The 13,506-nt window shown below is 60.9% G+C and carries 11 protein-coding genes; 1 reads left to right on the top strand and 10 read right to left on the bottom strand.

What is annotated here, in order from left to right:
- The first annotated feature begins 128 nt into the window (after window positions 1-128).
- Entirely contained in the window at window positions 129-395 is a 267-nt protein-coding gene (locus G9X64_RS18830; protein WP_129419513.1) for a hypothetical protein, read from the top strand.
- A 157-nt stretch (window positions 396-552) separates the two neighbouring features.
- Here the strand turns inward: G9X64_RS18830 and serA are convergent, their stop codons facing one another.
- The 10 genes from serA to tolB all read right to left on the bottom strand — a co-directional run bounded on the left by serA (window position 553) and on the right by tolB (window position 13,492).
- Window positions 553-2,148, bottom strand: a complete 1,596-nt coding sequence (serA, locus tag G9X64_RS18825) for a phosphoglycerate dehydrogenase (protein ID WP_168315331.1) — start codon at window positions 2,146-2,148, stop codon at window positions 553-555.
- 81 nt (window positions 2,149-2,229) lie between these two features.
- A complete protein-coding gene (locus tag G9X64_RS18820) occupies window positions 2,230-3,408 on the bottom strand; it encodes a phosphoserine transaminase (RefSeq protein WP_171377170.1) in 1,179 nt (392 codons plus the stop codon).
- Between the two features lie 187 nt (window positions 3,409-3,595).
- Window positions 3,596-4,432: an outer membrane protein gene (locus G9X64_RS18815; RefSeq protein ID WP_168315332.1), complete on the bottom strand. Its 837-nt coding sequence runs from the start codon at window positions 4,430-4,432 to the stop codon at window positions 3,596-3,598.
- Between the two features lie 296 nt (window positions 4,433-4,728).
- Window positions 4,729-4,968: a hypothetical protein gene (locus G9X64_RS18810; protein ID WP_171377169.1), complete on the bottom strand. Its 240-nt coding sequence runs from the start codon at window positions 4,966-4,968 to the stop codon at window positions 4,729-4,731.
- 270 nt (window positions 4,969-5,238) lie between these two features.
- The gene (gene glmM, locus G9X64_RS18805) at window positions 5,239-6,591 is read right to left on the bottom strand and encodes a phosphoglucosamine mutase (protein ID WP_168308464.1); all 1,353 of its coding nucleotides are present in this window, start codon (window positions 6,589-6,591) and stop codon (window positions 5,239-5,241) included.
- 241 nt (window positions 6,592-6,832) lie between these two features.
- Window positions 6,833-8,764 (bottom strand): ATP-dependent zinc metalloprotease FtsH, encoded by a 1,932-nt coding sequence (gene ftsH, locus G9X64_RS18800; RefSeq protein WP_017989342.1) that lies wholly within the window; start codon window positions 8,762-8,764, stop codon window positions 6,833-6,835.
- Between the two features lie 96 nt (window positions 8,765-8,860).
- Entirely contained in the window at window positions 8,861-10,336 is a 1,476-nt protein-coding gene (gene tilS, locus G9X64_RS18795; protein WP_171377168.1) for a tRNA lysidine(34) synthetase TilS, read from the bottom strand.
- 11 nt (window positions 10,337-10,347) lie between these two features.
- A complete protein-coding gene (gene ybgF / locus G9X64_RS18790) occupies window positions 10,348-11,334 on the bottom strand; it encodes a tol-pal system protein YbgF (RefSeq protein ID WP_064651286.1) in 987 nt (328 codons plus the stop codon).
- Between the two features lie 162 nt (window positions 11,335-11,496).
- Window positions 11,497-12,030, bottom strand: coding sequence for a peptidoglycan-associated lipoprotein Pal (gene pal, locus G9X64_RS18785; protein WP_171377167.1), 534 nt, complete (start codon window positions 12,028-12,030; stop codon window positions 11,497-11,499).
- Between the two features lie 151 nt (window positions 12,031-12,181).
- A complete protein-coding gene (gene tolB, locus G9X64_RS18780) occupies window positions 12,182-13,492 on the bottom strand; it encodes a Tol-Pal system beta propeller repeat protein TolB (protein ID WP_171377166.1) in 1,311 nt (436 codons plus the stop codon).
- Window positions 13,493-13,506 lie beyond the last annotated feature (14 nt).

The following is a 13,506-nucleotide window of genomic DNA, read 5'->3' as shown; positions in this document are numbered from 1 at the left end:
ATGTGCAAAGCGGCGGTCTGCTGTCACGATCTCGCCCTCGATAAAATAATCTGGGCGTCCTGGAACAATCCCGTCGATCGTGCGTTGCGGGTGATCGATGTCGCATTCGAATTGTTGAGGAGGGCTTCATGGGCAGGTTCGGCACGACGACGGATTACAGCAGGATCAGACATTGGATCGAGGCGCGCGGCGGCCATCCCGCCCGCATCAAGAACGCGCCGGACAGCGAAACCGTCCGCGTCGATTTTTCCTCTGAAACGCAGGAAGAGATATCCTGGGACGAATTCTTCCAGGGTCTCGACGGCAGCAGGCTCGCTTTCCTTCACCGCACCAAGGCTGAAGACGATGCCGCCCGTTTCGGCAAAATCCTCCGCCGAAAACGCCGGCACCACTAATGCATGTCGCCCAAAAGTGTGCAGCGGTTTTGGGGCCACGACATGCATCAAATAACGACTTAAAGCGCGACGCGCTTTAAGATTCATCGGTTCCTGACACGAAAAAACCCGGCGCCGTTTCCAGCGCCGGGTTTCTCATGTCCTCGGGAGTAAAAACTTAGTCGATATTGAAGGTCAGCGGCTTTGCCTGGCGAACCGCCTGGTGGGCGGTCAACTCAGCAAGCACGGCGTCATCAACCTTGCCGTCGACATAGAGCAGTGCGATGGCGTCGCCGCCCTGCTTGTCACGGCCGAGCTGGAAGTTGGCGATGTTGACGCCGGCAGCACCAAGCGTCGTGCCGATGAAGCCGATCATACCGGGGACGTCGGTATTGGTGATATAGATCATGTGCGAGCCGACATCGGCATCGAGGTTGATCCCCTTGATCTGGATGAAGCGCGGCTTGCCGTCCGAAAACACCGTGCCGGCGACCGAGCGCGTCATGCTTTCCGTCGTCACCGTCAGCTTGATATAGCCGTCGAAGACACCGGTTTTGTCGCGCTTGACCTCGGAGAGCACGATGCCCTTTTCCTTGATCATGATCGGCGCTGAAACCATGTTGACGTCGGCGACCTGCGGGCGGATGAGGCCGGCGAGCACAGCACTCGTCAGTGCCCGCGTGTTCATGTTGGCAGTGATGCCGTCATAGAGGATTTCAATTTCCTTGATCGGCTCTTCGGTGACCTGGCCGACGAAGGCGCCGAGGACATCGGCAAGGCGGATGAAGGGCTTCAGGATCGGCGCTTCCTCAGCCGTGATCGACGGCATGTTGATGGCGTTGGAGACCGCACCATTGACGAGGTAATCCGCCATCTGTTCAGCCACCTGCAAAGCGACGTTTTCCTGAGCCTCGGTCGTCGAGGCGCCGAGATGCGGCGTGCAGACGACGTTCGGCAAGCCGAAGAGCGGGCTCGCCTTGGCGGGCTCAACCTCGAACACGTCGAAGGCGGCACCCGCGACATGGCCCGACTTGATGGCCTCCGCAAGCGCTGCCTCATCGACCAGGCCGCCGCGGGCGCAGTTGATGATGCGAACACCCGGCTTGGTCTTTGCCAGTGCTTCCTTGTTGAGGATGCCGCGCGTCTTGTCGGTCATCGGCACATGCAGCGTGATGAAATCGGCCCGGGCGAAAAGCTCTTCCAGCTCGACCTTGGTGACGCCCATCTCTTCGGCGCGCTCCTTGGAGAGGAACGGATCGTAGGCGACGACATGCATCTTCAGGCCGATGGCCCGGGCGCAGACAATCGAGCCGATATTGCCGGCGCCGATGACGCCGAGCGTCTTGCCGGTGATCTCGACGCCCATGAATTTCGACTTTTCCCACTTGCCGGCCTGCGTCGAGGTATCGGCTGCCGGAAGCTGGCGGGCAACGGCGAACATCAGCGCGATCGCATGTTCGGCCGTCGTGATCGAGTTGCCGAAGGGCGTGTTCATCACGATGATGCCGCGGCGCGAGGCGGCCGGAATATCGACGTTGTCGACACCGATGCCGGCCCGGCCGACGACCTTGAGGTTCGTCGCCCCCTCAATGATCTTTTCCGTCACCTTGGTGGCGGAGCGGATGGCCAGGCCATCATACTTGCCGATGACTTCGAGCAGACGGTCTTTATCCTTGCCGAGCTGCGGTTCGAAATCGACTTCGACGCCGCGGTCGCGAAAAATCTGGACGGCGGTTTCCGACAATTCGTCGGATACGAGAACGCGAGGTGCCATTGTGGCCTCCTTCAAAAAGTGTTCAGCGATGAATGAATCAGGAATGGGCTCCGCCCGATGGCGGAGCCGGAGGCGATCACCTCAGGCTGCCGCCTGAGCAATCTGCGCCTTCTGCGTTTCGAAAGCCCAGGAAAGCCAAGGCATCAGCTTGCGCATGTCGGATGCCTCGATCGTGGCGCCGGCCCAGATACGCAGGCCGGACGGCGCGTCGCGGTAGTGGCCGACGTCATAGGCGACGCCTTCTTTTTCCAAGAGGCCGACCAGACCCTTGGCGAAATTCGCCTGGCCGTCGTCGTCAAGGGCTGCAATGTCCTTGTCGACGATCTTCAGGCAGACGGAGGTGTTGGAGGCCGTTTCCGCCTTGACGGCGAGATTGGCGATCCAGTCGTTAGCCGCGACGAAGTCGTGGATGACCTTGGCATTGGCGTCGGCACGCGCGATCAGCCCCTTGAGGCCACCGAGGCCCTTGGCCCAGACAAGCGCATCGATATAGTCCTCGACGCAGAGCATCGACGGTGTGTTGATCGTCTCGCCCTGGAAGATACCTTCCGTCAGCTTGCCGCCCGAGGTCATGCGGAAGATCTTCGGCAACGGCCAGGCCGGCGTATAGGTGACCAGACGCTCGACGGCGCGCGGCGAAAGAATGATGACACCGTGGGCACCCTCGCCGCCCAGAACCTTCTGCCACGAGAAGGTGACGACGTCGAGCTTGGCGAAATCGAGTGCCTGCGCGAAAGCCGCCGAGGTGGCGTCGCAGATCGTCAGGCCCTTGCGGTTATCAGGGATGAAATCGGCGTTCGGCACGCGCACGCCCGAGGTGGTGCCGTTCCAGGTGAAGACGACGTCGCGGTCGAAATCGACGGCGGAGAGATCGGGAAGCTCGCCGTAACCGGCTTCGAGCTTGCGCACATCCTTGAGCTTCAGCTGCTTGACGACATCGGTGACCCAGCCGGCGCCGAAGCTTTCCCAGGCGAGCATATCGACGCCGCGTTCGCCGAGCAGCGACCAGAGCGCCATTTCGACGGCGCCGGTGTCGGACGCCGGAACGATACCGATGCGGTAATCCGCCGGCACTTCGAGAATTTCACGGGTAAGGTCGATGGCCTGCTTAAGCTTGGCCTTGCCGACCTTCGCGCGGTGCGAACGGCCAAGGGCCGCGTCGGAAAGGACTTCGAGCGACCAACCGGGACGCTTCGAGCAGGGGCCAGAAGAAAAATGGGTATTGTGCGGACGGATGTCCGGCTTTGCGGTCTTCGCCATGATGCTATCCTCTCAGATAGAAAGCCCTTCGTTGGGGAAGGGTGTCCCGCCGCCGTGTGTATGGATCCGGCGCGTCATAGTCAAGATCGAAGTGTCGCGGTCGGGACATATTTTGACGCAGGGCGGTAGGGCCGCAATACGAAAAGCCGCCCGGTTGGGGCGGCTTCTGGTGTCAGGGGGATCTGGCTTACTTGTAGACCGGCTGCTGCAGCGGGATTTCCGGCGGCGGTTCGTAGCTGGCCTGGGCGCAACCGCCAAAGAGATAACGGGCGCCGACGCGGGCTTCGTGGACGCTGAGGCCCTTGTCGCGGCCCGGGCCGCCGTTTTCGGCATAACCGAACATGTTGCCGCCGTCGATATGCAGGTAACGGTAACCGACGTCAGCCTTGACGTTGCAGGTCACGTCGATCGAGGCGCCGGCCATGAGCGCGTAGGTGAAGCGCCAGTTGCCCTTGCCGCCATGGGTGACCTGGTCGTCGCAGAAGCTGCCGTCATCGGCGCAGGCAACGTTGCGCAGGTTCTTCCACTTCACGTAGGAACCACCGATACCAGCGCCGACATAAGGGGTGACGTAGCCGTAGGTGCCGAGATCGACATAGGCGTTGGCGAGCAGCGTATAGGCTGTCAGCGAAGAGCGGTCGCTCGAGGTGCAGTCCACCAGCGGAAAGCCGCACTGCCCAACCGTCGAGCCCTTGAAATCCGCCTGGGTGAGATAGTCGAAGGTCAGATCGGTGCGCAGATAGCTGTTGATCTGATAGCCGACACCGCCGCCGATCGTCCATGCGTCGTCGAGGTCGGCGTCGTCGAAATTGACTTCCGTGGCGTTACTGCCCTGGAAGTAGCGCGCGCCGCGCAAATCGGTGAAGGCATAACCGACGTCGCCGCGCAGATACCAGCCGGTGGCTTCGGTGACCGTCACTTCAGGCGGCTGCTCAGGAATAGGCTCGGCAGGAGCGAAATCCGCGGAATAAGCGTTTGTCGCGATCAACAATGCGGCGAAAACGCCGGACAAGCTTCTTTTCATGGATCCCACTCCAAAATCCCGTTACGTCGGCTGGCTCAATCGCCGCCAATCTGGTACGCTTCGTATGGATAATGAATTGGAAACGTTAAAAGCTGCTTAACTATAAATAGGAAGAAACGTTAAGAGAGAGATTGGCGGTAAATTCCTCGATATGGTGGAGCTAGGCTGAGGTTGGCAGCCGCCGGACTCACCGAAGACCGCCAGCTGCCGCGCCATGAACCCCGCCCCGTCAACTCGCTGGGTCGGCTTCCTCCGCCGTCAGGTACATCGGCTGCTCCAATCGACAAATCCTCCCGTCACTTCCATTGCGTCGCGTTTTCGGCGGCGCAGCCGTACGGAGGCAAGGAGCTGCCAAAGGTCGTTTTGAGCTTGGCACAGCCCCAGGCATTGATCGGGCCTGGCATGGCATTGTTGAACGTGATGCCGATTTCATCATAGGGGCTGTCGGTGTTGGAAATGTAGCGATACCAGCGGAAACCGGTGAAGACGACGAATGCGAGCGCGATCGTCAGCAGCAGGCGCACCAATTTTTTCATGATATTTCCTTTGAATGCAAACGCCGCCGTGTAACATCCGCGTGTGGAGGTTGACAGCGCTGTCACCAAAGGCATCGGCAAATTTCCGTGGGCGCCGTGTCGGTGCTCACCGCGCCCGACATGGTGCGGCTGGCGACGCCCTACCGGAAGCCAAGCTGGCAAGTCACTGATATGTGGTCGTCCATCCGGCGTGGATCTTCGAACCGAAGGCGCCAATGACGAAAAAGCCGGCACTTGCGTACCGGCTTTTGACATTTCGTCCCGAAAAAATCAGGCGGCGGTCCGGACGTTCGAGATCGTGCCGATCAGCTCGTTGACGATGCGTTCGATCTGGGCGCGGTCGTCACCCTCGGCCATAACGCGGATCAGCGGCTCGGTGCCTGAGGGGCGGATGACGAGGCGGCCGTTCCTGGCAAGCTCGGCTTCGGCGTCGGCGATCGCCTTCTGTACCTGCATATCCTCGAGCGGCTTGCCGCCGCTGATGCGGACATTGCGCAGGAGCTGCGGCACCGGCTCGAAGCGGCGGCAGACCTCGCTGACAGTCCTTCCGGTACGCTTGACCGCGGCCAGGATCTGCAGCGCCGCGACGAGACCGTCGCCGGTCGTGCCGTAATCCGAAAGCACGATGTGGCCGGACTGCTCGCCGCCGACATTGTAATTGTGCTGGCGCATATGCTCGACGACATAACGGTCACCGACCTTCGTCCGGGCAAGGCCGAGGCCCTTGTCCTCGAGGAACCGCTCGAGGCCGAGATTGGACATGACGGTCGCAACGATACCATTGCCGCGCAGCTGCTGGCTCTCGGCCCAGCTCTCGGCAATGACGGCCATCAGCTGGTCGCCATCGACGATCGAGCCGTTCTCGTCGACGATGATGACGCGGTCCGCATCGCCGTCGAGCGCGATGCCGATATCGGCGCGCACCTCGTCGACCTTCTTCTGCAGTGCGACGGGACTGGTGGAGCCGCAATTGAGATTGATGTTGGTGCCGTTCGGCTCATTGCCGATGGTGACGACATCGGCGCCGAGCTCCCAGAGCACGGCGGGTGCCACCTTGTAGGCGGCTCCATTGGCGCAGTCGATCGCGATCCTAAGACCCTGCAGCGTCACATCGCGCGGCAGGGTGCGCTTGGCATGTTCGATATAACGGTCATGCACGCCGTCGACGCGCTTGGCGCGGCCGATATCGTCGGATTTGGCGAGCTGCGCATTCAGGTCCTTTTCGAGCAGATCCTCGATCTCGGCCTCAATGTCGTCTGAAAGCTTGTAACCGTCGGGGCCGAAAAGCTTGATGCCGTTATCCTCGTAAGGATTGTGCGACGCAGAGATCATCACGCCAATATCGGCGCGCAGCGAGCGCGTCAGCATGGCGACAGCAGGTGTCGGGATCGGGCCGAGAATAAAGGCGTCGAGGCCCGCGGCCGTGAAGCCCGCGACCATGGCGTTCTCCAGCATATAGCCGGAAAGGCGCGTATCCTTGCCGATGACGACGCGGTGGCGGTGATTGCCGCGGCGGAAGATCGTACCGGCGGCAATGCCGACCCGCATGGCGAGATCCGGCGTCATCGGGAAGACGTTGGATTGGCCGCGAATGCCGTCGGTACCGAAATAGCGTCTTTTCATCTGCACTCCTGCGCTTTCCGCGCGCCATTCAAGGCAGCGCACCGTTCCAAGCGAATCCGGCTTCGGTGGATTGTCGTCAATCCAACAGCGTGATTCATGCTTGCCTCAATTCAGCGGAATGCCACAAAATGCGGCGAACGGCACGTAAATTAGCAAGAAAAATGATTATATCCCGTTACCAATAGAAAAGGCCGGATCTCCCACTTCGGAAATCCGGCCTTGGTCAAGGAAGTGCCGTTGTTCAATGCGGCTGCGGTTCGAGGCCGCCTTCGGGCTCGTCGCCCTTGGTGGCAGGCCGTGCGCCGGCCTTCGGTACAGCCGAGCCGCGGCTCGGCGGCGAATCATCGCCGAGATCGCGGGAAGGCTTTTCGCCGCGGATCAGCGCCTTGATCTCTTCGCCGGTCAGCGTCTCGTATTCGAGCAGACCTTCGGCAAGGGCGACGAATTCGTCGTGCTTTTCCGTCAGGATCGTGCGGGCCTGGGTATAGGCTTCGTCGATCAGGCGGCGCACTTCATTGTCGATCTTCTGCGCGGTTGCTTCCGAAACATTCTTCGACTGCGAAACCGAGTGGCCGAGGAAGACTTCCTGCTGGTTCTCGCCATAGGCGACCTGACCGAGCTGATCGGAGAAGCCCCACTGCGTGACCATGGCGCGGGCAAGCTTGGTCGCCTGCTCGATGTCGGAGGAAGCACCCGAAGTGATGTTCTCCTTGCCGAAGGTGAGCTCTTCGGCAACACGGCCGCCCATCATGATGCAGAGGCGCGAAACCATCCACTTGTAGCTCATCGAGTAGCGGTCGCCCTCGGGAAGCTGCATGACCATGCCGAGCGCACGGCCGCGCGGAATGATCGTCGCCTTGTGCAGCGGATCAGCGACGGCGACATTGAGCGCGGTGATGGCGTGTCCGGCCTCATGGTAAGCGGTGAGCTTCTTTTCCGCCTCGGTCATCGCCGAGGAACGGCGCTCGGCGCCCATCATGATCTTATCCTTGGCGTCCTCGAATTCCTGCATGGTGACGACGCGCTTGTTGCGGCGGGCGGCCATGAGGGCGGCTTCGTTGACGAGGTTCATCAGGTCGGCGCCGGAGAAACCGGGCGTACCGCGGGCGAGGATCTTGAGATCGACATTCGGCGCCAGCGGAACGTTGCGCGCATGCACCTTGAGGATACGCTCGCGGCCGACGATGTCGGGGTTCGGCACCACGACCTGACGGTCGAAACGGCCGGGACGCAGCAGCGCCGGGTCAAGAACGTCGGGACGGTTGGTAGCGGCAATCAGGATCACGCCTTCATTCGCCTCGAAGCCGTCCATTTCGACCAGCAGCTGGTTCAGCGTCTGCTCGCGTTCGTCATTACCGCCGCCGAGACCGGCGCCGCGATGGCGGCCGACGGCATCGATTTCGTCGATGAAGATGATGCAGGGCGCATTCTTCTTCGCCTGCTCGAACATATCGCGCACACGGCTTGCACCGACGCCGACGAACATTTCGACGAAGTCGGAACCTGAAATGGTGAAGAAGGGCACATTGGCTTCGCCGGCAACCGAGCGGGCGAGCAGCGTCTTGCCGGTGCCTGGAGGACCGACGAGCAGCACGCCGCGCGGGATCTTGCCGCCGAGGCGCTGGAACTTCTGCGGATCACGCAGGAATTCGACGATTTCCTCGAGATCCTGCTTGGCCTCGTCGACACCGGCGACGTCTTCAAAGGTCACGCGGCCATGCGCTTCGGTGAGCAGCTTGGCCTTGGACTTGCCGAAGCCCATGGCCCCGCGCGAACCGCCCTGCATCTGCCGCATGAAGAACAGCCAAACGCCGAGAATCAGAAGCATCGGCAAAAGCGTGCCGAGATAGCTGAGGAAACCCGAAGAGCCGTCCGTTTCAGGACGGGCGGAAACCAGGACATTCTTCGACTGCAGGCGATCGAGCAGACTGTCGTCGATCACCGGTGAATAGGTCTGGAAGGTGGTGCCATTTTCAACATAGCTTCCGGAGAGACGGTTGCCCGTGACCACGACGTCCTTCACACGGCCCGCATCGACCTCACGCAGAAACTGCGAATAAGGGATTTCGCGGGAGCCCGTCTGTGCCGGCGCCGTCTGAAACATACTGAAAAGGGCGATCAGCAGAAGCGCTATGATCGCCCACAAGGCGAAATTACGTAAGTTAGGGTTCATTGAACTCCCCAGCATGGAACAGCCGCCTCATGGCGACCGCCTTATTCGTTTCTAACATAGGGTTGCGCCGTGCGATTGCCAAGGCGATCCCCTAAGTCAGGTGGTTTTTCCGTCAATACTTCTTAAAGGCAGCCTCGCATAGGGCGCCGTCGCGAAAACCGCCGAAAGTCTATTGGCAAAGATGACGTCAAATCGTGTCAAAAAGCGGTCGAAGGGTGCGAAATAGGGTGTTAGTTCGACCATGCGGGCGGATTCCTCTGATAAAGAGGCCCCTTCGGCCGATAGCGCCGGCGCCGAAGCGATAGCGCGCCTCCATGCGCCCTTGGGAAGCTGCTGAATACGCTCCCTCATTCCTGTGCTCGTCACAGGAATCCAGCCATCGCGCTTCTCCGCGGTGATTGACTCAATAAGGCGCGAAGTGTCTTGTGCGCCCAAGGACTTGGGCGCACTGGATTCCTGTGACATCCCTCGGATCAAGTCCGAGGACAGGAATGAGGGGGCGTATAGAGTGGCGGCCTCGACCACTATCGATGTGGACAAACCATTGCACGCATAAAACCTTCCATCCCAAACCCCAGCCTCTCCCGGCCGCAGAACCAGGGGCAATATCCCCCGGCTCTCGCGCGCCAGATAAAGCCCGTCACGCCTGAGATCAAACACCACCCTGCCGGCGGTCATTCGTCCAAGCCCGCTGCCGGTGGCAAATGTGAGAACCCGCTCCATCCGCGCCCTGCCCGGCACAAACGGCTGTCCACCGAAAACGGCTGCCAGACGAGCGAGCACATAATCGAGGACGAGGCGATCCTGCCGCAACCCGTCAGGCATCACCTGCCCGAGCAGGCCGCCGTGAAGCCGGAAATGACGATCCAACCATTCGGCTCCTCTGGACGACAGGCCCAGCCGCTCCTCCCAGGCCGCGCCAATATCCTTCTCCATGCCTGCATCGGCCGAAAGCTGCCGGCGCGTCCGCACGCGCTCGTACTTGGTATCCTCGTTGCTGGGATCGTCGATCCACGGCACGCCCTGCTCTTCCAGGAACGCGCGGATATCTGCCCGGGTGGAAAAAAGAAGCGGCCGTAAAATCCAGAAACGCCGGTCGAAGAGCACTGCATCTCCAATACCGGTCGAAACCTGCTCTGTTCGCATCCCACGCATCTGCAGTGTTTCGCGCTGGTCGTCGAACGTATGCCCCGTGACGATGAGATCGGCTTTGAAGTCATTGGCGGCAGTCGCAAGCAAGCCATAACGCGCCTCTCGGGCCGCAGCCATGATTCCGGTCTTCGGCTTGTCACCCTGCCAGATCATGGTGGTGTGGGGAATGCCAAGCGATGCACAGAGGGTTGCGACTTCACGCGCCTCGTCTGTGGAGCTCGCGCGCAACGCATGATCGACGGTCGCAGCGCAAAGGAAAATCTTGAGATGGGGGGCGGCCTTCACGGCTTCATCGAGGAGAAGAAGCAGGCCGGTCGAATCGCTGCCACCCGAGATCGCGACGAGAATGCGTGCGGGGCTTTGAAGCGACGTGAGAAACTGGAGGATCGCCAGTTGAGGCGATGCGGCTTCCGGAGACATTCCGGAAGACCTTAGCAGGAGAGGCGCTTCTGTTCGCTCGCAACCTTGCTTATGACGGCACGCGAAGCCTTCGGATAACGCTTCGACACTTCGCGCAGCGTCGCACAGGCGGTCTCGTTATTGTCGAGGGCCGCAAGCGACATGCCGAGCTTCAGCAGCATTTCCGGCGCCTTTTCCGATGTGCCGTATTTCTGATGCGCATTGAGGAAGGTCTTGGCCGCCTCGTTGTATTTGCCCTGCGAATAGAGCGCTTCGCCGAGCCAGAAATTGGCGTCCGCCGCCCGCGCGCTGCTCGGGTAGCGGGTGATGTACTGCGTGAATTCCTGTTCGGCCGTGCTGTAGTCGCCGGACAATACGTGGCCATACGCGGCCTTGTACTGGTCTGCCTCGCTGCCGAGCGATGCGGTCTGCTGCGGTGTTTTGCTATTGGCATCGGGAATCGGACCGGAACCGATGGTGGCATTTTCGTCGACGCTTCCGCCGATCGGGTTGCCGTTCTGATCGAAATCGATCGAGCCGAGTTCCTTCGGTGGTTGGCCGAGACCGCTATTCTCCGGCACGCTGGTGGAGGGAGCCGTTTCGGCTCCCTGCGGTGCTTGGATCACCTTGGCAATGTCGTCGCCGCCGGAGGCTGCCGGAGCGGCATCGGTCTCGCTCTTCTTGACAGGGGCTTTGGCGCCACCGCCAGCACCCGTCTTTTCCAACTGCTGGAAGCGGAATTCATTGTCTTCCTGCTGCTTGCGGATCGTCTCCTGCATCTGCAGAAGCTGAAAGCTCATCTCTTCGATTCGGCCGTTCAACTGCCGCAGCTGCTCTTCGAGCTGCTGCACGCGGACCTCCGCGTCGCCGCTCTGCACCTTGACGACGGGCGGAGCCGCCTGGTTTTCCGCGGATCGACCGCCGAGATGTAGCCCGAAGAACGAGGCTGAATAGGCCGCCCGTTCGCTTCCAGTCACAGCCGCGAGGCACAGCATGCCTGCCACGACAAGTTTTTTCATATGTATCGTCCTGTCCCAGTGATTCTTCGCACCTCGATGGCACGAACAGGAGACTTTTCCAATTGCTTTCAAAAAGCAACGGAGTCTGGCCAAAGTGTGGTCAAAAAGAAAAGGCGGCCCCTGATGGGACCGCCTTTCGAAAAGCGAATTGCTGCTCGGCAATTACATGCCGGCGCCGCCGAGAACCGTGACCGCGCGACGATTCTGCGACCAGCAGGAAATATCGTCACAGACGGCGACCGGACGTTCCTTGCCGTAGGAGATCGTCTTCAGGCGCTGCGCCGGGACGCCGCGCGAAGCGAGATAGTCCTTGGCGGCAGCAGCACGGCGGGCGCCGAGCGCGAGGTTATATTCGCGCGTGCCGCGTTCGTCGGCATGGCCTTCGACGGTGATCTGGTAGTTCGGGTAACGGGCGAGCCACTGCGCCTGACGGTCGAGCGTCTGCGAAGCATCGGCACGGATCGACGAGGAGTCGGTGTCGAAGAAGATGCGATCGCCGACATTGACCGTGAAGTCCTGGGCCGAGCCCGGCGTTGCCGCGCCAGCACCGGCGCCAAGGCCGAGATCGCCGGCGCTGTTCGGTACGTTCTTCTTGGCGCAGCTCGCGAGGGCGAGACCGGCGATAAGCGCGATCATGACGGGGTTGCGGGCGAAATTCTTCATGCGGCTCATTGCCGGGGTGTGAATTCGGCTCATGGCCGGGTCTCCTTGCGATTTCAGGGTTTCCGGACAGTAACCGCACTCGGTTAACCGCCCCTCAATGACTATGGTTAACAATTTACTGATTTGTCCCGCAGTCGCCCGGTTTTCATGACTTTGGGACGACATGAAGGCATTGTGGCACCCGCTACTCCAGAAGCGGCGACCAGGCCGGGTCCGAACCGTAGGTCGGTGTCTTCACTAGCTGCTCGTTGTACCCGGTCAGATCGATCGAATAGAGCTGCGGACCGCCCGATCCTGCCGCCTGGCGGAAGAACATCAGGACGCGGCCGTTCGGCGCCCAGGTCGGGCCTTCATTGTGGAAGCCGGTCGTCAGGATGCGCTCGCCGGAACCATCTGGCTTCATCACGCCGATCGAGAACTTGCCGCCGGCCTGCTTGGTGAAGGCGATGAGATCGCCGCGCGGCGACCAGACCGGCGTTGAATAGGAGCCGTCGCCGAAGGAAATACGGGTCTGGCCCGAGCCATCGGCATTCATCACATAAATCTGTGGCTTTCCGCCGCGGTCGCTTTCGAAGCTGACACGCGCACCATCAGGCGAATAGGAGGGCGAGGTATCGATCGCCGCCGTCGAGGTCAACCGCGTCGTCGTGCGCGAGCGCAGGTCCATCGTATAGATGTTGGAATTGCCTTCCTGCTGCAAGCTCATAATCACCTTCTGACCGTCCGGCGAAAAGCGCGGCGAGAAGGTCATGCCGGGGAAGTTGCCGACGACCTCGCGCTGCCCGGTTTCGAGCTGCAGCAGATAGACCCGCGGCTGCTGGTTGGCAAAGGACATGTAAGTGACTTCCTGCCGGCTCGGCGAGAAGCGCGGCGTCAGCACGAGATCGCTGCCATCGGTCAGCATCCGCACGTTGAAGCCATCCTGATCCATGATCGCAAGCTGCCGCTTGCGCTGCTGCTTGGTGCCGGATTCGGAGACGAAGACGACGCGGGTGTCGAAATAACCTTCTTCGCCGGTGATCTGCTTGTAGATCGCATCGGCGATGATGTGAGCCACACGGCGCCAGTTCTCCGGCTGCGTATAGAACTGCTGACCGGTCATCTGCTGTCCGGCAAAAGTATCCCATAGGCGGAATTCGGCGCGAAGGCGGCCATCCGCTTCCTTGGTAACCCGGCCGGTGACCAACGCCTGTGCGTTAATAACCTTCCAGTCCTCGAATCGCGGCGAAGCGTCCGGGTTGGAAATCTTCTCGATGAAAGCGGACTTGTTAATGGGCGCAAACAATCCGGAACGCTGCAAGTCCGCGGCAATCACTTGCGAGACCTGCGCGCCCATATCGCCCTGCAGGAAGTCAGTTACCGCAATCGGCAGTGGCTGAACGTTACCTTTGTTGATGTTGATCTCCACGAGTGCGTTCGCAGGCGATGCAACAAGAGCGGCGGCAGCCATGCCGACGGCGACGACGAGCGCGCGGATGAGGGAACACTTGACCATATCAAACAAGCCTT

It is taken from the genome of Rhizobium sophorae, from assembly GCF_013087515.1.
Taxonomy (GTDB): domain Bacteria; phylum Pseudomonadota; class Alphaproteobacteria; order Rhizobiales; family Rhizobiaceae; genus Rhizobium; species Rhizobium sophorae.
The sequence above is the reverse complement of the archived record's forward strand: the minus strand, read 5'-3'. Positions and strand labels throughout refer to the sequence as shown.

Coding starts and splice junctions, on each gene's coding strand:
- G9X64_RS18820 (WP_171377170.1), bottom strand. CDS start 3,408: ATGGCGAAGACCGCAAAGCCGGACATCCGTCCGCACAATACCCATTTT.
- tilS (WP_171377168.1), bottom strand. CDS start 10,336: ATGTCTCCGGAAGCCGCATCGCCTCAACTGGCGATCCTCCAGTTTCTC.
- ybgF (WP_064651286.1), bottom strand. CDS start 11,334: ATGAAAAAACTTGTCGTGGCAGGCATGCTGTGCCTCGCGGCTGTGACT.
- tolB (WP_171377166.1), bottom strand. CDS start 13,492: ATGGTCAAGTGTTCCCTCATCCGCGCGCTCGTCGTCGCCGTCGGCATG.
- glmM (WP_168308464.1), bottom strand. CDS start 6,591: ATGAAAAGACGCTATTTCGGTACCGACGGCATTCGCGGCCAATCCAAC.
- pal (WP_171377167.1), bottom strand. CDS start 12,030: ATGAGCCGAATTCACACCCCGGCAATGAGCCGCATGAAGAATTTCGCC.
- ftsH (WP_017989342.1), bottom strand. CDS start 8,764: ATGAACCCTAACTTACGTAATTTCGCCTTGTGGGCGATCATAGCGCTT.
- G9X64_RS18815 (WP_168315332.1), bottom strand. CDS start 4,432: ATGAAAAGAAGCTTGTCCGGCGTTTTCGCCGCATTGTTGATCGCGACA.
- serA (WP_168315331.1), bottom strand. CDS start 2,148: ATGGCACCTCGCGTTCTCGTATCCGACGAATTGTCGGAAACCGCCGTC.
- G9X64_RS18830 (WP_129419513.1), top strand. CDS start 129: ATGGGCAGGTTCGGCACGACGACGGATTACAGCAGGATCAGACATTGG.
- G9X64_RS18810 (WP_171377169.1), bottom strand. CDS start 4,968: ATGAAAAAATTGGTGCGCCTGCTGCTGACGATCGCGCTCGCATTCGTC.